General features: G+C 73.3%; 15 protein-coding genes and 2 pseudogenes. 12 read left to right on the plus strand and 5 right to left on the minus strand.

All coding sequences use genetic code 11. From position 1 onward, the window contains the following. Window positions 1–410: pseudogene (locus tag AC156L_RS38780) on the minus strand (ABC transporter ATP-binding protein); the annotation flags it as partial. A 243-nt stretch (window positions 411–653) separates the two neighbouring features. Between AC156L_RS38780 and AC156L_RS38785 the strand changes: the two are divergent. Further along, window positions 654–2285: a long-chain fatty acid--CoA ligase gene (locus tag AC156L_RS38785; RefSeq protein WP_330876094.1), complete on the plus strand. Its 1632-nt coding sequence runs from the start codon at window positions 654–656 to the stop codon at window positions 2283–2285. Between the two features lie 10 nt (window positions 2286–2295). On the opposite strand, the gene AC156L_RS38790 is transcribed toward AC156L_RS38785, so the two are convergent. Then, window positions 2296–4077 (minus strand): helix-turn-helix domain-containing protein, encoded by a 1782-nt coding sequence (locus AC156L_RS38790; RefSeq protein ID WP_330876095.1) that lies wholly within the window; start codon window positions 4075–4077, stop codon window positions 2296–2298. 143 nt (window positions 4078–4220) lie between these two features. Between AC156L_RS38790 and AC156L_RS38795 the strand changes: the two genes are divergently transcribed. Together AC156L_RS38795 and AC156L_RS38800 are read left to right on the plus strand one after the other, a co-directional pair. Then, entirely contained in the window at window positions 4221–5609 is a 1389-nt protein-coding gene (locus AC156L_RS38795) for an MFS transporter (RefSeq protein WP_330876096.1), read from the plus strand. Window positions 5610–5797: 188 nt separating this feature from the next. After that, a complete protein-coding gene (locus tag AC156L_RS38800) occupies window positions 5798–7294 on the plus strand; it encodes a tannase/feruloyl esterase family alpha/beta hydrolase (RefSeq protein WP_330876149.1) in 1497 nt (498 codons plus the stop codon). Between the two features lie 106 nt (window positions 7295–7400). On the opposite strand, the gene AC156L_RS38805 is transcribed toward AC156L_RS38800, so the two are convergent. After that, window positions 7401–7817, minus strand: coding sequence for a VOC family protein (locus AC156L_RS38805; RefSeq protein WP_330876097.1), 417 nt, complete (start codon window positions 7815–7817; stop codon window positions 7401–7403). An 87-nt stretch (window positions 7818–7904) separates the two neighbouring features. Here AC156L_RS38805 and AC156L_RS38810 point away from each other — a divergent pair, with 87 nt between their 5' ends. Next, window positions 7905–8960 carry a helix-turn-helix transcriptional regulator gene (locus AC156L_RS38810; protein WP_330876098.1) on the plus strand — a complete coding sequence of 352 codons (1056 nt, stop codon included), beginning with the start codon at window positions 7905–7907 and terminating at the stop codon, window positions 8958–8960. Between the two features lie 274 nt (window positions 8961–9234). Continuing rightward, window positions 9235–10674 carry a trypsin-like serine protease gene (locus tag AC156L_RS38815; RefSeq protein ID WP_330876099.1) on the plus strand — a complete coding sequence of 480 codons (1440 nt, stop codon included), beginning with the start codon at window positions 9235–9237 and terminating at the stop codon, window positions 10672–10674. Window positions 10675–10720: 46 nt separating this feature from the next. Here the strand turns inward: AC156L_RS38815 and AC156L_RS38820 are convergent, their stop codons facing one another. After that, the gene (locus tag AC156L_RS38820; protein ID WP_330876100.1) at window positions 10721–10870 is read right to left on the minus strand and encodes a hypothetical protein; all 150 of its coding nucleotides are present in this window, start codon (window positions 10868–10870) and stop codon (window positions 10721–10723) included. Window positions 10871–11281: 411 nt separating this feature from the next. On the opposite strand from AC156L_RS38820, the gene AC156L_RS38825 reads away from it, so the two are divergent. The 5 genes and pseudogenes from AC156L_RS38825 to AC156L_RS38845 form a co-directional block, all read left to right on the plus strand. Continuing rightward, window positions 11282–12082 carry a M15 family metallopeptidase gene (locus AC156L_RS38825; protein WP_330876150.1) on the plus strand — a complete coding sequence of 267 codons (801 nt, stop codon included), beginning with the start codon at window positions 11282–11284 and terminating at the stop codon, window positions 12080–12082. 121 nt (window positions 12083–12203) lie between these two features. Further along, window positions 12204–13724 (plus strand): substrate-binding domain-containing protein, encoded by a 1521-nt coding sequence (locus AC156L_RS38830; RefSeq protein WP_330876101.1) that lies wholly within the window; start codon window positions 12204–12206, stop codon window positions 13722–13724. Continuing rightward, on the plus strand, window positions 13721–15460 hold the full coding sequence (locus tag AC156L_RS38835) for a hypothetical protein (RefSeq protein WP_330876102.1): 1740 nt from the start codon (window positions 13721–13723) through the stop codon (window positions 15458–15460). Before AC156L_RS38830 ends, AC156L_RS38835 begins: the two co-directional genes overlap by 4 nt. Window positions 15461–15552: 92 nt before the next feature. Then, window positions 15553–16287: a class I SAM-dependent methyltransferase gene (locus AC156L_RS38840; protein ID WP_330876103.1), complete on the plus strand. Its 735-nt coding sequence runs from the start codon at window positions 15553–15555 to the stop codon at window positions 16285–16287. Between the two features lie 50 nt (window positions 16288–16337). Beyond that, a pseudogene (locus AC156L_RS38845) lies at window positions 16338–19412 on the plus strand (alpha-(1->3)-arabinofuranosyltransferase); the annotation flags it as partial. A 900-nt stretch (window positions 19413–20312) separates the two neighbouring features. Here AC156L_RS38845 and AC156L_RS38850 read toward each other — a convergent pair. Continuing rightward, window positions 20313–21518 (minus strand): lipopolysaccharide biosynthesis protein, encoded by a 1206-nt coding sequence (locus AC156L_RS38850; protein WP_414719886.1) that lies wholly within the window; start codon window positions 21516–21518, stop codon window positions 20313–20315. 101 nt (window positions 21519–21619) lie between these two features. Between AC156L_RS38850 and AC156L_RS38855 the strand changes: the two genes are divergently transcribed. Both AC156L_RS38855 and AC156L_RS38860 read left to right on the plus strand, forming a co-directional pair. Further along, window positions 21620–23293: an MmpA family trehalose lipid delivery protein gene (locus AC156L_RS38855; RefSeq protein ID WP_330876105.1), complete on the plus strand. Its 1674-nt coding sequence runs from the start codon at window positions 21620–21622 to the stop codon at window positions 23291–23293. Between the two features lie 2 nt (window positions 23294–23295). Then, complete coding sequence (locus tag AC156L_RS38860) at window positions 23296–23463, plus strand: hypothetical protein (protein WP_330876106.1); 168 nt, start codon at window positions 23296–23298, stop codon at window positions 23461–23463. Window position 23464: the final 1 nt, after the last annotated feature.

Here is a 23464-nt window from a genome sequence, read left to right on the forward strand (position 1 = left end):
AACCGCTTCGTGAGCGACCCGGCGAAGTTGTCGTGGAAGAACGCCGCGTCCTTGCCCAGCAGCTCGTCCACCGCGAACGCCGACAGGTTCTCGATCCCGCGCCCGTCCACGCGGTTGAGGCAGTGGAAGCCGATGCGCCACAACACCTCCGAGAGCAGCATGAGGCCGCCGAAGGCCAGCACGTACGGCAGCACCGCTCCGAGGCGGGTGTCCCCACCGCCCGCGAGGTGCCCGACGAGGGCGCCCACCGCCAGCGGCGCGAGGTAGAGCTGGCACGTGACGCCCAGCGCCGGCGAGACGAGGGCGCCCGCGGAGAGGAACCCGTGGCGCCGCAACTCCCTGCCGTACAGGCGCAGGGCGAGCAGAACCGCGTTCTCGCGGACGGGTTCGCCCGCCCCTGGCGCGTCCATCCGACTCCCTCCGGGAGCACCTCAGCGTCTTTTCATGGTGCCGCAGGAGGACGGGTCGCAGCGATCGAATATCGGGCGCGCTCCGCCGTCGCGAGGTGTGGGGAACCGCCGCCGAACCAGGCGGATGAGTGGCAGTTTCCCACCTCTTTCCCTTCCAGCATCGCATTTATGGTGACTAGCGGCAGCCGGCTCGACACCGCGTCGAGAGGGCGCCCGCCCCGTCGTACCGAAGGAGAACCGCCCATGCCCGATCAGTCCACCGTCGTGAACGGGCTGATGCAGCCGCGGCCGCTCACCATCGCGCACGTCCTGGAGCGCGCCGAGCGGCTCCACGCGCACAAGCTCGTCACGACGGCGGACGTCGAGCGGCTCACGTACGCCGAGGTGGCCGACCACACCCGGCGCCTGGCCACCGCGCTGGACCACCTCGACGTCCCGGTCGGGGCCCGCGTCGGCACGTTCGCGAGCAACAGCAGGCGCCACCTGGAGCTGTACCTCGCCGTGCCCGCCACCAAGCGGGTGCTGCACTCGATCAACATCCGGCTCTCGGCGGAGCACCTGGAGTACATCGCCGACCACGCCGAGGACGACGTGGTGTTCGTCGACCGCGCCCTGCTCCCGCGGATCTGGCCGAGCGCCGACCGGTTGCCGCGGGTGCGGTACTGGGTGGTGCTGCCCGACGGCAGCGACGAGGCGATCCCGGTGGACCCCAGGGTCCTGGACTACGACGAGCTGGTGTCCAGCGCCCCGTTCACGGGCTCGTTCGAGGACGCGTTCACGCTCGCGGACGAGAACCTGGCCTCCGGGCTGTGCTACACCTCCGGGACGACCGGACCGCCCAAGGGTGTGCTGTACAGCCACCGGTCGACGGTCCTGCACTGCCTCGGGACGCTCGCGGCCGGTCTCATCGGCATCTGCGAGAGCGACGTGGTGATGCCGATCGTGCCCATGTTCCACGCCAACGCCTGGGGCCTGCCCTACGGCGCGATCATGGCGGGCGCGTCGCTGGTCCTGCCCGGCGCGTCCGCCGAGCCCGCCCACCTGCTGCGGCTGATGGAGGCCGAGCGGGTGACGGTCGCGGGCGCCGTCCCGACGGTGTGGACGAGCCTGGTGCCGGAGCTGCCGTCCTACGACCTGAGCGCGACGCGGTTCCTGCTGGGCGGCGGCTCCGCCATCGCCCCCGCGCTGTCGGAGACCTACCGCGCGGTGATCGGGGTGCCGATCACCCACTCCTGGGGGATGACGGAGATCAGCCCGGTCGGGACCATCGGCGGCACCCGCACCCGGCACCGGGACGCCACCGAGGACGAGCGGGTGGCCGTGCGGGCCGCCCAGGGCCAGCCCCTGCCGCTGGTGAACGTGCGGGTGGTCGACGTCGAGACCGGCCGGGAACTGCCCCGCGACGGCCGCGCCGTCGGCGAACTCCAGGTGGCGGGCCCGTGGGTGGCGGGCGGCTACTTCCGGGTGGACGCCGCCGAGAGCTTCACCGCCGACGGCTGGCTGCGCACCGGCGACCTGGCCACCCTCGACGCCGAGGGCTACCTGCGGCTCGTGGACCGGATCAAGGACCTGATCAAGTCCGGGGGCGAGTGGATCTCCTCGGTGGAGTTGGAGGCCGCCATCGTCTCGCACCCCGACGTCGTCGAGGTGGCGGTGGTCGCCCGCCCCGACCCGCGGTGGGTGGAGCGGCCCGTCGCCTACGTCGTCGTGCGCGACGGCAGCACCACCACGGCCGAGGATCTCCTGCGGCACATCACGCCGATGGTCGCGAAGTGGTGGCTGCCCGACGAGTTCGTCTTCCTCGACTCGCTGCCCAAGACGGGCACCGGCAAGCTGTCGAAGACCACCCTGCGCGACTCCGCCCGCATCGCCTGAACCGCACGGCTCAGGCCGACCCAGCCGCAGCCACCCTCAACTGGTGCAACCTCAACCCGAGCCGCAGTTCCAGGTCGTTGTCCTGGCGCCAATCCACACCGAGAACCACGCCCGCACGGTCCAACCGCTTGATCAACGTGTTCACGTGCAGGTGCAACGCCCTGGCCGTCGCCGCGACGTTCGCTCGGTGCAGGTAGAACGCACCGAGGGTGTCCACGAGGTTCGAGCCGCGCCGCTGGTCGTGGTCCAGGAGCGGGCCGATGGAGTCGGCGAGGAAGCGGTCGAGTTCGTGGACCCGTTCGGGGTCGAAGACCGTGGCGTACAGGGCGTACCGGCCCGTGGTGGTGCCCAGGTCGGTGTGGCCGAGCGCCCGCGCGACGGCCCCGCAGCGGCCCGCCAGGGCGAACGCGCGCGCCCAGTCGTGGTGAACGGCCCGCTCCCCCACGACCACGACGGGGGCGCCCGAGGTGCGGCGCAGGCGCTGGTGGACCTCCTGGACGGTCCGGTCGTCGTCGGCGCTGTGCAGGATCATCGTCGCCCTGCCCAGGTGCTCGCCCGCCAAGCCCGCGCGCTCGCGGGCGATGTCGTGCAGGTGGCGCGAGAGGTCGGTGGACGACAGCGTGGGCGAGTCCGCCACGAGGACCAGGTCCAGGCGGTCGGCGTCGATGCCGCGGGCCCTGGTGCGGACGCGCTGGGCGGGGCTGATCCCTGGGCTGCCGACCATCAGTTCGGTCAGGAGTTCGCCGCTCAGCCGTTCGCTGGCCTCGGCGACGGCCTGCTCCTTGAGGATGAGCAGCCCCAGGATGTGGGTGGCCCGTTCGAGGGTGCGCAGGTCCACGTCGTCCGGGGCCGACTCCCGGCTCCACGCCAGCGCGCCGAGGTGGCTGTCGCCCGCCTGGATCGCGGCGACGCTGCGGGCGATCCCGTCGGCGTCGATCGAGGTGGTGCAGCGGCCCGAGCGGCGCGCCCTCTCGACGGCGTCCGCGAGGTCGCCCTCGGCCGGGGCGCCGCACGGGCTCGACGCCGAATCCCGGCGGAGGTCGGGCGCACCGCCGCGGTCGAGGAGCGTGACGCTCCCGCCGAGCTGGTCGGCGAGGAGCTGCGCGACGTCCCCCGGTGACCCGCCGCCCAGCACGGCACCGGTCAGCGCCTCGTGGATCGCCTGCGCCCGCTCCACGACGGCCACGTGCTCCTCGATCCGCCGGTAGGCGACCCTCAGCTCCCGCAGGGCGTCCCGGCTCTCCTCGTAGAGGCGGGCGTTGTCGAGCGCGACGGCGGCGTGGTCGGCGAACGCGCTCAGCAGCGCGATCTCACCGGGCTGGAAGGACCGCTCCGAGCGGTCGGCGGCGAACAGCGCGCCCACCGCCTCGCCCCGGATCACCAGCGGCACACCGAGGAGCGCGACGAGCGCCTCCGTGGTGACGAGGCGGTCGAAGTTCGGGTCGTGGTCGATGAGCGTCGAGGCGGCGTAGTCGCGCACCCAGTGCGGGCTCCGCGACGCCAGCACCTTGCCGCCGAGCCCCACGCCGACCGGGATGCACGCCGTGAGGAAGGAGGCGGAGATCGTGCCCTCCGACGCCCTGGCCGACAGCTTGCCGTCCGCGCCGACCAGCGAGAGGTAGGTGAAGTCCGTGCCGATCAGCTCGTGGGCGTGGTGGACGATCGACTGGAGCACGTCGTCCAGCTCGCCCAGCGCGGTCAGGGACTTGGCGGTCGCGTACAGCGACGCCAGTTCGCGCTGGCGGCGCACGAGGGCGCGCGACTCCACCTCACCGTCGGGATCTTCGGCCACGGTGCCGCCCTCCTTCGACGTCGGGTGGAGGAAAGACCCACCGATCGGCACGAGACGTGTGTGATGCGTACCTCATCCACAGCGTAACCGCGCCCTAACATGACCGTCATCACCTGCCTGTGCTCTCGACGAAGGCGGCATGTATGGCGACCCCGCTCACGCAACCCGAAGAAGAGTCCGGCAGCCTCGGCGGCGCCGTGCCCGCGACCCGAAGCCGAGCGTTCCGCAAGCTGCTGACCGCGGGGCTCGTCGGCAGCTCGATCGAGTGGTACGACTTCTTCCTCTACGGCACCGCGGCCGCGCTGGTGTTCCCCCGCGTGTTCTTCCCGAACTCCTCGGCGCTGACGGGGACCCTGCTCGCCTTCAGCACCTTCTGGGCGGGCTTCGTGGCGCGGCCGATCGGCGGGGTGCTCGCCGGGCACTTCGGCGACAAGTACGGGCGCAAACCGGTCGTCGTGGCGTGCCTGGCGCTCATGGGGGCCGCGACGTTCCTGATCGGCTGCCTGCCCAGCGCGGCGTCGGTCGGCGCGCTGGCCCCGACGCTGCTGGTCACGCTGCGCTTCCTCCAGGGGCTCGCGGCGGGCGGCCAGTGGGGCGGGATCATGCTCCTGCTCACCGAGTCCGCCAGCCCCAAGCGGCGCGGCTTCGCCGGGACGTTCGGGCAGACCAGCGTTCCCGTCGCCGTGATCATCTCGAACCTGATCTTCGTCGCGGCCAGCGGCCTGATGCCGAACGACGCGTTCCTCAGCTGGGGCTGGCGCATCCCGTTCCTGGTCAGCGTCGTGATGTTCGCGGTGGTGCTCTACATCCAGACCAGGGTGGAGGACACGCCGGAGTTCCGCGAGTTGCAGCGGCAGGTGTCCACGCCCAAGGCCGCCGTGGTCCGCGCTCCGCTCGCGAAGGTCGTCCGGAGCAAGTGGCGGACCATCCTCCTCGGCTGCGGGCTCCTCTCGGCCACCAACAGCCTCTTCTACGTCAGCATCGCCGGGCTCCTGAGCTACGGCACGAACTCCCTGGGGCTCCAGCGCAACGCCCTGCTCGCGGTGGTGCTGCTCAGTTCCGTGGCGATGGTCGTGGTCATCCCCTGGTCCGGCCACCTCTCGGACAGGGTGGGCCGCAGGCCGCTGATCCTGATCGGCGGACTGGGCGTCGCGCTCTGGGCCTTCCCGTACTTCGGGCTGGTGGACACGGCGTCGCTGCCGCTGATCTTCGTGGCCGTGGTGGTGGGCTTCGTGCTCCAGTGCCTCACCTACGGCCCGATGGCGGCCTACCTCGGTGAGCTGTTCGCGCCCAACGTCCGCTACTCCGGGGCGTCGCTGTCCTACCAGCTCTCCGCGATCATCGTCAGCGGCGGCACGCCGTTCCTCATGACGGCGCTCATCGCGAAGACCGGGAGCACCGCGTCGGTCGCCGCCTACATCGCGGCCATGGGGCTGATCACCTTCGCCAGCGCGTGGTTCCTGCCCGAGACGAACACGGCCGAGGTCCGCGCGGACCCGACCGCCATCCCCGGCACCCACCTCTACCGCTGAAGACCCAGGAGGACACCGGCGTGATCAGCACATCCGCACCGCCGCGCACCGGGACCCGTCGGCTCGCCGTGCTGGCGGCCGCGGTCCTGGTGGCGACCGCCGCCCACGTCGCCCCCGCCGCCGCGGTGGCCCCGACCGCGGTGCCCGCGTGCGCCGGGCTGGCCGGGTTGGGGATCCCGGCGTCGGTGATGAGCCTGCCGACCAGCGGGGGCGTCGTCCGGTCGGCCGTGACCAGGACCGCCGTGGTCAGCGGCGAGACGATCGAGTACTGCCAGGTCGACGCCGACATCCTCCCCGTCGACCCGGCCGCGCCCGCCATCAAGGCGCGGGTCGCCCTCCCCCGCGACTGGAACCGCAGGGCGCTGATGTTCGGCGGCGGCGGCTACAACGGCACCGTTCCCGACCTGACGATGACCGTGCCCTTCGGCCCGGCCGACCGGCCCGCGCCCCTGGCCCGGCGGTACGCGACGTTCGCCAGCGACTCGGGGCACCAGCAGAGCCCGACGGCCGTCCCCTCGCTCGACGGGTCGTTCGGCGTGAACGACGAGGCGCTGAGGAACTTCGCCGCCGGTGACGCGCTGAAGAAGACCCACGACGCGAGCCTGTTCATCATCCGGCACGCCTACGCCTCCGCCCCGGTCGAGGTGTTCTTCGCGGGGGGCTCCACGGGTGGCCGCGAGGCGCTGGAGGTCGCCCGCCGGTGGCCGCACGCGTTCGACGGCGTGATCTCCGCCTACCCGGCCTGGAACAACCTCAGCGAGGTCCTCTACCTGGGGTACCTGACGCAGGTGCTGTCCCGGCCCGGCGCCTTCCCCGGTCCCGAGAAGCAGAAGCTGCTGTACGACAGCGTCGTCGACGCGTGCGACGGCTCGGACGGCGTGGAGGACGGCGTCGTCTCCAACCAGCGGGGTTGCCACTTCGACCCCCGCGCGCTGCGCTGCCCCGACGGGCTCGACACGGGCCCGACGTGCCTGTCGGACGCCCAGGTCGGGGCCGTGACCGCGATGTCGACGCCGTTCCGGTGGCCGTACCGGATCGCCGGCGGCGAGACGCACTACCCCGGCTTCCCGTTCCTCTCGGGAGCGGACATGCGGACCCCGTTCCTCGGGTTCGGCACCACCGCGCCCGCCAACCCCATGCCCGTGACGAGCGGCTACGGGATGCAGTACTGGGAGCAGTGGGTCAAGCACTTCCTCACGCGGGACCCCGGCCACGACTCGCTCGCCGTCGATCCCCGCGACCCCGGCGAGTGGCTCGCCCGGATCAGCCACCTGTCCACCGTCCAGGACCGCAACGACGTGGACCTGCGCCCGTTCGCCCGCGCGGGCGGCAAGCTGATCCTGCTCCACGGCGCCGCGGACGAACTGGTGTCCCACCGGTCGACGAACGACTACTACCAGCGGGTGCGGGACCTGCTGGGCCCCGTCGCGACCGACCGGACCCTGCGGTACTACCTCGTGCCGGGGGCCAACCACGCGAACGTCGGCGCGCCGGCGTTCGCCGCGAACTGGGACTCCCTCTCGGCTCTGGAGCGCTGGGTCGACCGGGGGCAGCCGCCTGCGAACCCGGTCGTGGTCGACGCGAACCACGACCGGCGCACCCGGCCGCTCTGCGAGTACCCGGCCTGGCCCCGCTACCGCGCGGGCGACCCGAACAGCGCGTCGAGCTTCACCTGCGTGCGGTGAACCCGGTGCGGTGACCGCGCTCCTCCAGGGGCGCGGTCACCGCGCTACCGCTCGAACCGCCCCTCCCGAGCCCCCGCACGGCCGGGAGCGGGCGCTCGGTGGCCTCTCACGAGGCCGCCCGCCCCACACCGGAGAACTTCTCGACGGCCGCCGGGGTGACGGGCGTGAAGAAGTTCACCAGGTTGCCGTCGGGGTCGCGGAACAGCAGCGCGCGGTTGCCCCAGGGCATCGTGGTGGGTTCGGTGACGAACTCCCCCACGACGTCGACCAGGTTCCGGTGCACGGCGTCCACGTCGTCGACGAGGAACTCGACGACGACGCTGCGGTTGTCGGCGGGCCGGGCGGAACCGGGTGCGAACAGCGGCACGGTGCGGGTGCTCGCGATGGCGAGCGTGGCCGAGGCGGTCCTCAGCTCGGCGAAGTCCTCGGTGGCCCGGTCGGCCCGCACGCCGGTCACGCGCTCGTAGAAGGTGACGAGGCGGGCGACGTCGTCGGTGATGACGCGGATGGACACGAAGTTCACGGGATCTCCCTCGGTAGTGGTCGCACCCGGCACGCTAGAGCGGATACCGGGCGAAACCCGCCCGGTACGGCTGGGAGGATTCCGGGGGTGACCCGACCCGTGTCCCGCGTGCTCGCCCTGCTGGAACTCCTCCAGTCGGGAGGGCTCCGGACCGTGGCCGAACTCGCCGACCGGCTCGGTGTGGACGAGCGCACGGTGAGGCGGTACGCCCAGCACCTCACCGACCTGGACGTGCCGGTCGAGTCGGTGCGCGGTCGCTACGGCGGCTACCGGCTCGCGCCGGGCTACCGGATGCCCCCGCTGATGCTGAGCGACGAGGAAGCGCTCGCCGTGCTGCTCGGCCTGGTCGCGGGCCGCCGGGCGGGTCTGACGACGGCCGCGGGCACGGCGAGCGAGACGGCGGCGGCCAAGGTCCGCCGCGTGCTGCCCGAACGGCTGGGCCGCAGGCTCGACGCCGTGCTGGGCTCGCTCGCCTTCACCGCTCCGGCGGACGAGCACCCCGCCCCGGACGCCGCGGTCCTGCTGCCGATCGCCGACGCGGTGAGCCACCACCGCCCGGTGTCGATCCGGTACACCGCCGCCGACGGCGGGCGCAGCGAACGCGTGCTGCACCCGCACGGGCTCGTCGCCCACGCGGGCAGGTGGTACGTGACGGGTGCCGTGCCGGGGACCGGCGAGGACCGGACGTTCCGGCTGGACCGCATCACGGGCGCGACGACCCTGCCGGGCTCGTTCGACCCGCCCGACGGGCCGGACCCGGCGCGGCGCCTCCTGACGAGCCTCGCGACCGCCGCGTACCGGTACGAGGTGACCGTGCGGGTCCGGGGGACCGCCGCGCAGGTCCACGCCCGCCTCCCGGCGAGCGTCGCGGTCGTGACGGAGTCCCCCGGCGGCGCGGGGTCGTGGTCCCTCGTCGAACTGCGCGCCGAACGGCTCGACTGGCTGCCCGCCGCGCTGGCGTCGCTGGACCTGCCGTTCGTCGTCGAACGGCCCGCCGAGCTCCGCGACCTCGTCGTGGCGTTCGCCGACCGACTGGTCCGGTCGGCCCGGAGCCAGCGCGCCCGGAAGAAGTCGGGCGGGTCGGGTTCCTCCCGCGGCGACTCGGAGGAGCCGGGAGGACCACCGTGCGCCGACGGGATGTGACGCACATTCGCCACGTTCGCGTGCCACGCCCGTTCACCGCCGGGAACGCTTGCCAGATCGGGACGCTTGGTGAATCATCCGGTCAGCCGTCCCCCGCCCACCCGAGCACGGTGAACAGGGTGTGGAGTCTCATGTGGAGGGCGGCGGGCCGAGTTCGACAGGAACCGAAGAGCACGAACACGCGAGTGGTGATGAATCGGATGCGTGCTCGTTCCTCGGTTCATCCGGTTCCGCTCGCGGACAGGGCTCTTCGGCGAGGACGGAAAGGACGTTCATGCGGAGTGCGGGGAAAACAGCGATCACCATCTCCGCGGTGGTCGCGCTCGCCGCAGGCACGACGGGGGTGGCGACGGCTCAGCAGCCGGGGGTCGCCGCCGATTCGGTGCGCGGGTCCATCGCGTACCTGGTGGACCGGTACGGCGTGAGCCAGGCGGAGGCGCTCCGGCGGCTCGACCTCCAGCGGGTCTCGTCGCACCTGGACAAGCTGTTCAAGACGGCCTTTCCCGACAACTACGCCGGGATGCGGATCGACCAGGACGGCGGTGGCGTGCTCAGGGTGTCGTTCAAGGACCCCTCGGCCGCCACCGGTGCCCTGGCCGACGTGGCCGACCGCGCGCACGTGACGACCGAGCGGGTGGAGCACTCCCTCGCCGATCTGACCGCGGCGCGCGACCGGGTCGCCCAGGAGGTCGACGCCGGGCCGCTCTCGGCGTACCTGCCCGCGATCAGCCAGGCGGAGAACCGCGTGGTGCTGTGGGAACGGGAGTGGGTGGCCCAGGACACGACGCGCCTGGACTCGCCCGCGCGGGCGGGTGCCTCGGCCGCGGCCGAGGCGGACGCCGCCCGTCGTGCGGTCGCCGCCGACCCCGGTGTGGTCGTGGCGCGCACGCTCGTCGAGCCGAAGCCGTTGGCCGCCCAGGTGGTCGACCCCGACCAGTGCCACCCGCTGTCGTGCCTGGACCAGGGCCCGATGCGCGGTGGTATCCGGTTGAACCTGAAGCGGGACAACGGAACCTGGGGCGGGTGCACGGTCGGGTACAACGTGCGGTCCTCCGGTGGTGGGTTCGCGGGCAAGCCGTGGGTCCTGACCGCCGGGCACTGCATGGCGACGAAGACCAACAACACCCCGACCCAGCACCACGGGGTCGACGTCGTGGCGCAGCACGGGATCGAGAAGAACTCCTACCCCTACGACTACGCGGCCGTCCCCTACGTGGACGACGCCACCGCGCAGGAGTGGCTGGAGGGGCACTCGGAGCGCAACCTCGTGCTGAAGTGCGAGGGGGTGGGCGGGTGCGACACCCCGTCCACCCAGCAGATCACCACGGTGCACCCGCTCGCCGACATCATCCCCGGTTGGGTGGTGTGCGCGGCGGGCTCCGGCTCCAGCGCGGCCGACCACCCGGCCGAGGTCGACAGCGGGGCGGGCGCGGGCTACCAGCCCGGCACGCACTGCGGCCAGGTCCTGTCCACCGACGTCGGCATCAACACCGACGTGTGCGCACGCGCCGGGGACAGCGGCGGTCCGCTGTTCACCGAGGTGGACCGGGCGGGGCTGGGCATCCTGGAGGGCAGCCAGCAGGAGCGCAGCGGTCCGTGCGCTCCCGGTGAGCTGAACAACTACTCGCCCCTGGACACGATCCTGACGGATCTCGGGGAGCGGGTCGCGAGCCAGGGCTCGGTGTTCTCGGTGATCACGTCGCCGCAGGGCTGACACGGGTTCGGGGGTGGTGCGCCCCGGTGGCGCACCACCCCCGACCTCACCGGACGCGGAACGTCCACCGGCCCGATCCCACGTCGTGGACGGCCGTGCGGTCGTCGACCCGCACGAGTCGGGCTCCCGTGGTGGCCCTGAGCCGGTGGTCGCCCTGGAGCGGCACCTCCACCCTCGCGGTCGTGCCGACCGGCACCGCCACCTCCGGGCGGGACTCGCGGTCGGTCCCGCGCCAGCCGGACGCGACCGGACCGCGGCGACGGACGCCGAGACGTGGTCGAGCGTCGCGCGGACGTTCTCCGGCGGCACCAGCCCGAAGGCCTGCGGCACGATGCCGGCGACCTGGCGCCCACTGCCGCACGTCGTGCCGTCCGGGCTGATCAGGTGCGCGGTGAACGCGTCCCCGATGCTCACCGGGGTACTGCGCCTCGGCGGCGCCGCTGGGCAGCGCAGCCCGAATTGAAGCGATTCGTTCCCGCTCGACGCTACAAGCCGGGCGGGCGACGCGGAACGGCCCGACGGCCGAACCGCCGGTGCACCCGTCCGGTGGGAGCCGCCGTCCCAGCGGTTCCGCGAACGGGTCGCACGCGGTAGAACCACTGGCGTGATGCGACGCCGTTCCCGAACCCTGCCCGCCCTGCTGGCCGCGCTGACCCTCGTCCTCGTCCCCGCTCCCGCCTCGGCGGAGACCGGGCGGGCCGGGTTCGTCACCCTCAGGTCGATCGACCCGACGATCGTGCAGGAGATCCGCTACACCACACCCCACAACTTCGTCGGTGTCCCGATCGACGGCTACCTCGAACCGACCTGCCTGCTCACGAAGCAGGCGGCGAAGGCGCTGCGGACCGTGCAGCGGCGGGTGCGCCCGCTCGGCCTGACCCTGAAGGTCTACGACTGCTACCGCCCGCAGCGGGCCGTCGACCACTTCGTGCGCTGGGCCGAGGACCTCGACGACACCACGACGAAGGCCGAGTTCTACCCGCGCGTCGACAAGACCAGGCTGTTCCTCGACGGCTACATCGCCGAGCGCTCCGGGCACAGCCGCGGCAGCACGCTCGACGTCACGCTGGTGCGGCTGCCCCCGGCCCCGCAGCGGCCGTACGTGCCCGGCGAACCCCTGACGCCCTGCTACGCGCCGGTGGGCGAGCGCTTCCCGGACAACACCGTCGACATGGGCACGGGGTACGACTGCTTCGACACCCTCTCCCACACCGCCGACCCGCGGGTCACCGGTGTCGCGCGGCAGAACCGCGACCTGCTCGTGACCGCCATGGACGCGGCGGGCTTCACCAACCTGGCCGAGGAGTGGTGGCACTTCACCCTGCGCGGCGAACCGTTCCCCGACACCTACTTCGACTTCCCCGTGGCCCGCTCGTCGGTGGGCGGGCGTGCGGCGGACCGCGGGTGACGGATCGAACACGGCTGCCCGGCGACCCCTCGGTTTGCCGGGCGGTTTCGCCTACTCTGGCCCGACCGGTCAGCGGCGACGGGGGGTTGGTGCTGTGGCTCGGCGTTCGGACCCACCGGTGGTGGTCCTGAGCATCCTGCTCGTGCTGTCGCTCGCCGGGTGGTTCGGTTTCGACTACCTGCACGACCGGCTCTCCGCGTCGGACTGCGACGCGGTCACCGCGCTCAGCGTCGTCGCCGCGCCGGACGTCGCCCCGGCCGTGGCCCGCGTGTCCGAGCAGGGCGGCGACCCGTGCTACCGGGTCGAGGTGGTGTCGAGGGAGTCCGCCGAAGCGGTCGAGACCCTCGCGGCCGTCAAGCCGGACGTGTGGATCCCCGAGTCGTCCCTGTGGCTGCTGCGCGCCCAGCGCGGGGGTGCGTGGAACATCCCCGTCACCGGTCCGTCGATCGCGTCCTCCCCCGTCGTGCTGGGGCTGACCGAGACGGCCGCGCGGCAGTTCGGCTGGCCCGCTCGGGCTCCGACGTGGGCGCAGGTGTTCAGCGGCGAGACCGCGCTCGGGTTCGTCGACCCGGCCGTCGACCCGACCGGTCTGTCGGCGTTGATCGGCACCGGCGAGCTGACCGCGTCGGCCCCGGACCCCGCCGCGTCCTACGCGCTGATGCTGCGCAAGCTCACCAGGAACACCGTCCAGCGGCCCGCCGAGCTGTTCGACCCCGCGCGGCGGCTGGACGGCGTCGTGACCCCGGAGTCGGCCCTGGCCGAGCACGGCCTGGTCGGGGTGTACGCCGATCCCGCCGTGCCGTCGCTGGACTACCCGTACGTCGTCCTTCCCGGCTCCGACCAAGCGAAACGCGATGCGGCGCAACAACTCCTGAGCCGCCTGCTCGACCAGTCCTCGGCGGGGCCGTTCACCGAGGCCGGGCTGCGCGCGCCCGACGGCCTGCCGCTCGGGGGGACCACCGCCCCCGCGGTGCGGCCGGTCGCGCCGCCCGCCGACCCCGACCAGTTGCTCAACCAGTGGGCGGCGGTCAACCGCAGCGCCCGGATGCAGGTGCTGCTGGACGTGTCCGGGTCGATGGCGCAGGCCGTTCCCGAGGCCGACGCCAACCGGATGACGCTCACCATCCAGGCCGCCGAGTTGGGCATCAGGCTGTTCAAGCCCACCACCAAGGTCGGCCTGTGGCGGTTCTCCACGAACCTCGACGGCGCACGGGACCACCAGGAACTGCTGCCCGTGCGGCCGGTGGGCGAGCAGCTGACCGACGGCTCGCTCGACCAGCTCCGCCGGGTCAGGGCGATCCCCAACGGCGCCACCGGCCTGTACGACTCGGTGCTGGCGGCCTACACCTCGGCGCGGGAGAACTGGGAGCCCGGCCGGATCAACCTGGTCGTGGTGCTCACCGACGGCAAGAACGAGGACCCCTCGGGCATCACGCAGGAGGAACTGCTCGCCAGGCTGGCCGAGCTCCAGGACCCGAAACGACCGCTCCAGGTCATCGGGATCGGGATCGGCCCGGACATCGACCCGGTCGAGCTGCGGACGATCTCGCAGGCGACCGGTGGAGACGCCTACACCACCCCGGACCCGACCAAGATCGTCGACGTGTTCTACGCCGCGATGGGGAGGTTGCTGGAAACGTGACCACCACGACCACCGAGGAACCGCAGATCGTCCTGGCCCGGCCGCGCCCCGTCGTCCTGGCCGCGGTCGCGGTCGGCGTCGTGCCGTTCGCGCTGCACGCGTGGATGGCCCTCACCGGCTACTTCGGACACGACGACTTCGTGATCCTGCACCGGGCCGCGGCGCACGGCCCGTTCGACCTCGACTACCTCTTCCAGGACTACAGCGGCCACCTGGCGCCGGGCATGTTCCTGCTGGCGTGGTTCGTCACCGCGGTCGCGCCGCTGAGCCACGTGTTCGCCGTGCTCCCGCTGCTCGTCGTGCAGGCGGTGGCGTCCGTGCTGTTCTGGCGGGTGCTGACGCGGTGCTTCGGGTCGCGCTGGGCGCTGCTGCCGGCGTTCGCGGTGTACGCGTTCTCCCCGCTGGTCCTCTACCCCACGCTGTGGTGGGCCTACGGCGTGCAATTGTTCCCGTTGCTGCTGACCGTGTTCGGCGCGATCAACGCGCACCTGACCTACCTGCGCACCCGCGCGCCGAAGCAGGTCGTCCCGACCCTGCTGTGGATCGTCGCGGGCATGGCCTTCTACGAGAAGGCAGCGCTGGTCGTCGCCGTGCTGTTCGGGCTCACGCTCCTGCTGGGCGAACGGGTCCCGAGGTGGGTGTGGTTCGCGCACGGCGGCGTCGTGGCCGGGTTCGCCGTCCTCTTCGTCGCCCTGACCACGAGCCGCGTCAAGAACGACCTGCCGTCGGCGGACTTCATCGCGGAGTTCACCGGCAACGCGGTGCTGAACACGTTCCTGCCGGGGCTGTTCGGCGGCCCGTGGACCGCTCCCTCGGCCGGTGCCACCATCTCGACGTCACCGCTGTGGCTGCGCCTCGCCGTGGCCGCGGTGGCCGTGGCGGTGCTCGTCGTCGCGCTGGTCGGGGCACCGAGGCGCGCGGGACTGGCGTGGCTGATGCTGGCCGGGTACCTCGCGGTCGACCTGGGGCTGGTGATCGTGACCAGGCTGCCCGAGATCGGACCGCTGATCGGCAACGACCCCCGCTACATCGCCGACGCCGTGCCGATCGCCGTGCTCTGCGCGACGTTCGCGTTCCTCGACCCCGGCGAGCGCACCGGCGGCCTCGGGCGATCCGCCGCGCTCGGTCTGGTGGCGGTGCTCGGGATCAGCGCCACGTTCAGCTTCCTGTGGCTCGCGCCCGGTCTCCAGTTCACCAGGTCGGCGCAGTACGTCAGCACCGCGCGGGCCGCGCTGGCGGCGAACCCGTCGATGGCGCTCTACGACACGCAGGTCCCCGACGCGGTCATGTCGGTGTGGCTCGTCGAGGACGGCAAGGCGTCCAGGGTGGTCGGCCTGCTCCCGCAGCGGCCGAAGTTCGACCAGCCCGCCGAGGAGATGTTCCTGCTGGACGACGACGGGTCGCCGCACCGGATCACCGGCGTCGGGGACCCGGTCATCGGCAGGAAGGGACCGGTCGCCGACTGCGGCTGGCCGGTGGGCGGCCAGGTCGTGACGATTCCGTTGAGCAGCAGGGTGGAGGGCAGACGGCTGCTGCGGGTGGAGTACTACACCTCCAGCGCGGGCCCGGTGCGGCTCGGTCTGGGAACGTCCGTGCAGGAGGTGAACTTCGCCGAGGGCCTGCACGTGCTGTACGTCGTCGTGAACGGCGGCTCCGACCGGCTGGAGGTCAACCGCCGTACGGAGGTCGACCCGATGTGCGTGGTGGACGTCCGGATAGGTTCCCCCAGGACATGACCCGACGCAGTGCCTCGACCGGCGACCTCCGCCGCGCCTTCGGCCGCCGAAGACGGGGCACAGGCCGCCGGCCAGGCACTAGACTCCGGCGAATGACCTTCGACCAGGTGCGCCGCGACTGGACCCGGCTAGGCGAAGCGGATCCCCTGTGGGCGGTGCACGTCGCGCCGGACAAGCGCGGCGGTCGGTGGGAGGTCGACCAGTTCCTCGAACTGGGCAGGCGGGACGTGGCGGTGGCCCGCGAGTGGCTCGCCCGGCTCGACCTGCCGGTGACCTGGCGGCGGGTGCTGGACTTCGGGTGCGGCGCTGGACGGCTGTCGCAGGCGCTGGCCGAGCACGCGGACGAGGTCGTCGGCGTGGACGTCTCACCGCCGATGCTCGCCACCGCCGAGGAGCTCGACCGCAGCGGCGGGAAGTGCCGGTTCGTCCACAACGAGACGCCGGACCTGCGCCGGTTCCCCGACGGCGACTTCGACCTGGTCTACACCGAACTGGTGCTGCAACACCTGCCGCGCACGGCCATCGAGGCCTACCTGGCGGAGTTCCTGCGCGTGCTGCGCCCCGGTGGCGTGGCGGTGCTCCAGTGCACGACGAGTCCTCTGTGGACAGCGCGCGGCGTGGTGTGGCGGTTCGCGCCCTACCGGCTGGTGGCCTGGGGGCAGCGGGTCGTGCTGCGCTACCCGGCGCCGATGCGGATGACCGCGCTGGCACCGGACCGGGTCCGCGCCGTGGTCGCCGCGCACGGCGGTGAGGTGGTGGACAGCGTGTCCGAGGACGTCCCCGCGACCCACTGGCGGTCCACGAGATACGTCGTCCGCAAGAGGTGACGCGCGCCGGGGTGGCCGTGGGCCTGCTCCGCAGTCCCACGACGTGGATCGTGCTGGGTCTCACGCTGCTGTCGTTCCTGCAACGGCCCGGCCGCACCACCTTCGACACCAAGCTGGACCTGGTGGTCGACCCGCTGGCGTTCCTCGGCCGCGCGCTGCACCTGTGGAACCCGGCGGCCAGCGGCGGCGAACTCCAGAACCAGGCCTACGGCTACCTGTTCCCGATGGGCCCGTACTTCGCGCTGTGCCAGCTGCTCGGGCTGCCGCCGTGGATCGCCCAGCGCCTGTGGTGCGCCCTGCTGCTGTGCGCCGCGTTCGGCGGGGTGCTCGCGGTCGCGCGGGCGCTGCGCGTCGGCAGCGCCCCGGCGCAGTACCTGGGAGCCGTCGCGTACGCGCTGGCGCCGAGGATGCTGACCGAGATCGGTCCGCTGTCGGCGGAGATGGTCGCGGCCGTGATGCTGCCGTGGATCCTGCTGCCCCTGGTGCGGGCCGACCGGATCGGGTCACCGCGCCGGGCGGCCGGGCTGTCCGGACTGGCGGTCCTCGGCGTCGGCGGGATGAACGGCGCGCTGGTGATCACGGTCCTGCTGCTGCCCGGACTGTGGCTGCTCACCCGGCGGTGGACCGCGCGGCACGTGCGGCTCGTGCTCTGGTGGTCCGGCGCCGTGGTCGCGTCCGTGCTCTGGTGGCTGCTGCCGTTGATGCTGCTCGGCGAGTACAGCCTCCCGTTCGTCGACTACGTCGAGTCGGCCGCCAACACCACGGCGCCGACGTCGCTGTTCCAGGTCCTGCGCGGCACCAACCAGTGGGTGGCCTACATCGTGCAGGGCAGCCCGTGGTGGCCGTCGGGCTTCGTGCTGGTCGACAACCCGGTCCTGATGCTGGCCACCGGGCTCGTCGCCGCGGTCGGCCTCGCCGGGCTGGTCCGCCGAGGGCTGCCGGAACGGCTCTTCCTGACGCTCGGCGTCGTCGCGGGCGTCACCGTGATGACCATCGGCTACGTCGGGGAGCTCGACAGCCCGCTGTCCCACACCGTCCGCGCGCTGCTGGACGGGCCGCTGGCCCCGCTGCGCAACGTGCACAAGTTCGAACCCGGCCTGCGGCTGCCCCTGGTGCTCGCGTTCGCGCACGCCGTGTCGCGCGTGCGGGTCCCGGCCGCCGCGGGCCGGGCGTTCGCGGGCCGGGCCCGGCTCGCCGTCGGTGTCGTGCTGGTGGCCGTGACGGCCGTGCCCGCGTGGACGTTCACGCTGCGGCCGGGACCGGGGTGGCAGGACGTCCCCGACTACTGGCGCTCGGCGATGACGTGGCTCGCCGACAACGACCCGGACGCCCGCACCCTGCTGCTGCCCGGAACCGGGTTCGGCGAGTACACCTGGGGCAGGACGGTCGACGAGCCCGCGCAGGCGCTGGCCCGGTCGCCGTGGGCGCTGCGCAGCCAGATCCCGCTCGGCTCGGAGGGCAACACCCGGCTGATGGACGCGGTCGAGGACGCGCTCGCCAACGGCAGGGGCTCGCCGGGCCTCGCCGACTTCCTCGCCCGCTCCGGGCACCGGTTCCTGCTGGTGCGCAACGACATCGACCGACCCGCCACGGGCGCGCCCCCGGTCACGGTGGTGCGGGACGCGCTGGCCCGCTCCGCCGGGATCGAGCGCGTGGCGACGTTCGGCCCCGAGGTCGCGCCGCGCGACCAGCCGGTGGCGGGCGCGATCGACCTCGACGCCGCACCGGCGCCCGCGCTGGAGGTCTACGAGGTGGAGCGGGCGGTGCCGCGCGCGGTCGCCGTGCACGCCGAGGACCTCGCGACGGTGAGCGGTGGCCCGGAATCCCTGCTGCCGCTGCTCGACTCCGGAGTGCTGCGGGGCGATCGGCCCGCCGTGCTGGCGGGCGACGGCGGCGCGCCCGCGAGCCGGGACTGGCTCGTGACCGACGGCCTGCGTCACCGCGAGCGCAACGTCGGGCGGGTGCGGGACAACCTGAGCCAGACGCTCGCGCCCGACGAGCGGCCGAGGCAGGACCGACCGGCCTCCGACATCCTGCCGTTCTCCGGCCCCGAGCACCTGACCTTCGCGGCCTACCGCGGGATCCGCGGCGTCACGGCGTCGAGTTCGACCGGGTTCGCGGACTCCGTCCGGGCCTCCGACCCGTCGTCCATGCCGTTCGCGGCGATCGACGGGGATCCCTACAGCGCCTGGCAGTCCTCCACGCTGGACGGTCCGGCCGGGCAGTGGCTGGAGGTCGGGCTGGACACGCCGAGGGTCGTCGACCAGGTGTCGCTGCGGGTGGTCGACGACATCCGCGTCGGCTGGCCGGTCACCAGGATCAGGATCACCACCGACTCCGGTTCCCGCGAGCACGAGGTCGCCAGGGGTGCCGCGCCGCAGGCGTTCGCGGTGTCGCCGGGGCTCACGAGCAGGGTCCGGGTCACGGTGCTGTCGGTGGCGGCCGAGCAGACGACCGGCTCCGTCGGCATCGCCGAGCTGTCGGTGCCGGGGGTGACCGCCCAGCGGGCGCTGCGCGTGCCCGCCGACGTCGAACCCGGTCCGGAGCAGCGGACGACCTTCGCGTTCAGCCGCGGCGCCCAGCCGCGCTACTCCTGCACCGGCACCGACGGCGACCAGCGGTGCGACGTGGGGTTGGCCAGGAGCGGCGAGGAGCCCGACGGGGTCCACCGGCTGTTCCGCACCCGCGACGACGCGAACTACGTCCTCGCCGGGACGGTCCTGCCGACCGTCGGCGGTGTGGTCCCCGTGACCCCGGCGGGGGTGACCGTCTCCAGCACGACCCAGCTGGCCGGTGATCCGGCCGCCGCGCCGCTGGCCGCGGTCGACGTCAACCCCGCCACGACGTGGATCGCCGACTACACCGACGAGGAACCCACGCTGCGCCTGGCGTGGTCCGGCGCCCGCGACGTGACCGGGCTGCGGCTGACCACGTCGGCGCTGTCCGGCGCGTCCCGCCCGACCGAGGTGCGGATCACCACCCCGGAGCTGAGCCGCACCGTGCCGGTGTTCTCCGACGGCTCGGTCGAGTTCGCCGCCACCACGGACCGGCTGGACATCACGGTCCAGAGGAGCGAGGGCGTGCCCGACCGCGTTCCGGGGCCGGTGGGCATCAGCGACGTGGAGATCGCGGGCGCGCCCGACCTGGTGCGGCCGATCCCCCTGGACACCCCGTTCACCGTGCCGTGCGGTTCGGGCCCGGCCGTCACCGTCGACGGAACCTCCTACGCCACCACGGTGTCCGGCACGCTGCGGGACGTGTTCCAGCACCGGCCGCTGCCGCTGGGCACGTGCCGGGACCTCGTCGAGGGCGTCGACCTCGACGGCCGGGAGCACGAGGTGAGCACCGCCCGGTCGGACTCCTTCGTGGTGCAGGACCTCACGCTGCGGCCCAGCGCGGCCGGAGCCGACCAGCCGGAGCCGGGACGGCGCGCGATCGACGTCGAGCGGTGGGACGTCGCCCACCGGCAGCTGCGGGTGGACGCCGGACCGGCCGCGGTCCTCAGCGTCCCGGAGAACGCGAACGACGGCTGGGTGGCGAAGGTCGACGGGAAGCCGCTGGACCGCACCAGGGTCGACGGGTGGCAGCAGGCATGGGTGCTGCCCGCCGGTGGCGCGACGACCGTGGTGCTGGACTTCGAGCCCGACACGACCTACCGGCAGCGGCTGCTGGTCGGTGCCGCGGCCGTCGCGATCCTGCTGCTGGTCGCGCTCGTGCCGGTGCGCGGGCGGGTCCGGATCACCACTGCGCCCGGCGGCGGCCGGTGGGTGCCCGCGGCGCTGGTCGTGCTGCTCGCGGCCGTCGGCGGCGTGCTGCCGGTCGTGCTGCTGATCGCGAGCCTGCTCGCCCGCGCCGTGGCCCAGCGGTACGGCGCGCGGTTCAACGTCACGGCCGGGATCGTCGTCGCCGGGATGGCGACCGCCACGGGGATCGCGGTCGTCGGGCGCTTGCAGGGCCACGGGCAGGACTGGGCGTACGGGACGGCCACGCAGGCGGCCATCCTCGTCGCGCTGGCCGCGGCGGTCTCACCCTGCCTCGACTGGTTCGACCCGCGACCGGAACTCGACCAGGGCCCCGAGGCACACCAGCAGGGCGGTGGCGGTGACGGCCCCGGTGACGACCTGGACGGCCGACCCGTGCCACCAGAGGAGGACCAGCACGACCTCGAACCCGACCGCCAGCCACGTCAGTGACGTGGTCCGTCGGTCGGCGTCCGCGATCCTGGAGTACAGCAGGATCTGCACGAGCGCCAGCAGTGAACCGACCAGCGCGAACGGCCACACCGGGAGGCTGCTCGCCGCGTAGGCCGAACCGCCGACGAGCGACACGACCGTGCGGCCGAACAGCGCGCACCCCAGCACGACCACCGCGTCCGCGGCGGCGCAGACCGCCAGCGCGATCGGCACGATCCGGCGGCGGGCCGTGGCGTCGGCCAGCCTGGGCAGGACGACGACGGCGATGGAGTACGGGAGCCAGTAGGCGATCTTCGTGATCACCGAGCCCACCGCGTACTCCCCCGCCGCGCCCGCGGGGAGGGTGTGCCGGGCCAGCACCAGGTCCAGGTTCACCAGCAGCACCAGCGCCAGCAGCGCCTGCACGGCGTGCAGCACGTCGCGCACGTGCCCGGCGCCGCGCGGTCCCGGCACCGGTCGGCCGCAGATCAGCCAGCCCGCGCAGGCGACGAGGACGGACCCGGCGAGGGTGCCTGCGAACGCGCCGGCGGGCGTGCGGAGCAGGAGCAGGCCCGCCAGCGTGCCGCCGACCCGTCCGACGGCCTCGGTCGCGATCAGCCGGGCCATCGACCGGAACCGCTGGGTGCCCTGGAGGATCCCGTGGCACAGGCCGACGAGCGTGATCGGCGCGAGGGCGCAGGCGAGCAGCAGCACCGCCCACGGCCCCGGCAGGTGCAGCAGCACCACCAGCACGGGTGCGGCGGCCAGCGCGGTGGCGAAGACGGCGCCGCCGGTCATCAGGCCCAGCGTGACCAGGGGCCCGCGGTCCTGCTCGGGTGCCCGCGCCACCCGCAGGGCCACCACGGTCTGCAAGCCCATCGCGGGCACCGCGCCGATCGCGAGGACCGCCAGCAGCGAGCCCAGTTCGCCGAAGACCGACGGGGCGAGCAGCCGCGCGGCGATCAGCGTGAGCAGGTAGCTGGCGACGTTGCTGCCCCCGAAGGCGACCGCGACGACGACCGCGTCGAGGCGTGTCCTGGCCGGAAGGGTGTCCGCCATCGGCTTCGTCCCCTAAGTTCGGGTTACCGCGGGGTAGTCCTCGGGGAACCCTAAACCCGCGGCCCCGGTTCCGGTGCCGCCGAGGAGAAGCGACGGGTGCGATGCGGCTGGTCCTGCCCGCGGTGTCCGCCGCGCTCGCCCTGCTCGTGCTCACCCCGCTGCTCGGCCGCGGCTTCGTCCTGAACTACGACATGGTGTTCGCCCCGGACCAGGCGCTCCTGCCCGACGGCCTCGGTCTCGGCTCGGCGCTGCCCCGGTCGGTCCCGGCGGACGCGGTGGTGTCGTTCGCGACCGCGCTGCTGCCCGGTGACGTCGTCCAGAAGCTCGTGCTCCTGGCGGCCCTGTTCGCGGGTCCGCTCGGCGCGGGCAGGCTCGTGCCCGCGGAGTCGGTCGCGATCCGGGTCGTCGCCGCGGTCTGGTACGGCTGGAGCGCCTACCAGGCGGAACGGCTCTTCATGGGCCACTGGCCGTACCTGGTGGCCTACGCCTGCCTGCCGTGGATCGCGGCGGCCGGGCTCGCGGTCCGCCGGGGCGAACCCAAGGCCCTGGCGAGGCTGGTCCTGGTCTGCGCTCCCGCCGTCCTGACGCCGACCGGCGGGATCATCGCCGCGGTGCTCGCGGTCGTGTGCTCGGGCCGCCGCCGTCTCGCGGTCACCGCGCCGGTCGCGGTGGTGCTGAACCTGCCGTGGCTGCTGCCCTCCGTGCTGCGGCCCGGCGGCTCGCTGTCGAGCCCGGACGGCGCCGCGGCGTTCGCCGCCAGGGCCGAGAGCTGGGGCACGCCGGTCACGAGCGTGCTCGGCCTCGGCGGGATCTGGAACTCCGAGGTCGTGCCGGGCAGCCGGGCGATGCCGCTGGCCCCGGTGCTCACGCTGCTGTCGGTCGCGGTGGCCCTGGTGGGGCTGCGCTCGCTCGCGCCGCGCTGGGGCGTGGCGCCCGCGCGGTCGTTCGTCCTGCTCGGCGCGGTCGGTGTCGCGGTCGCGGTGTTCGGCACGGTGCCGGGCGGTGGTGACGCGCTGGCGTGGGCGGTGTCGCACGTACCCGGCGCGGGTCTGCTTCGGGACTCGCAGAAGTGGGTCGCGTGGTGGGCGCTCCCGCTCGCGCTCGGGGTCGCCCTCGGCGTCGAGGCGGCGGGCAGGCACCTGGCCGACCGGACCGCGCTCGTGTGGCTGGCCGCGCTGCTCCCGCTCGTCACGATGCCCGACCTCGCCTGGGCGGGGGCGGGGCGCCTGGACACCGTCGACTACCCGGCCGACTGGAGCGCCGTGCGGACCGCGCTGGCGGCGGACCGCGGCGCGGGCGACGTGCTGTCCCTGCCGATGTCGGCGTTCCGGCGGTTCGCCTGGAACGACGACCGGACCCAGCTCGACCCGGCGCCCCGGTTCCTGCCCAGGACGGTCGTCACCGACGACGTCGTGCACGTCGGCGGCAGGCCGGTGTCCGGAGAGGACGGTCGGGCCGCCGCGGTGCGCGAGGCGCTGGCCCGCGACGCCGACCTCGGTGCGCTGGGGATCGGCTGGGTGCTGGTGGAGCACGGGACTCCGGGCACGGTCGACCCCCGCGTGCTCGACGGTCTGCGGGAGGTGTGGTCCGGGCCGTGGCTGACCCTCTACCGGGTGCCGGGACCGGTCGCGCCGCCACCGGCCGGAGCACCGGTTTCGCCTGTGCTGGCAGGCGATCTGGCCGCACTGGCACTCGTCGCGTCCGGCCTATTGTGGCTGCTGTTACCAGCCGGTAGATTCAGACGGCCGGGGGTCTCACGGACAGTCGAGGAGTAAGCGTGCGCACAGTGATCGGTGCCGTCGTCGCCATCGTCGCCGGACTCGCGTTCGCCGGGGCCGGCACGTTCGTCCTCGTCAACTCACTGGCTCCGGACAGGGCGGTCGAGTTCCGGAACGCGCCGGAGGCCAACAACGCGAACGGTGTCGTCAACTACGGCACGCCGTAAG

It is taken from the genome of Umezawaea sp. (genome assembly GCF_057122925.1).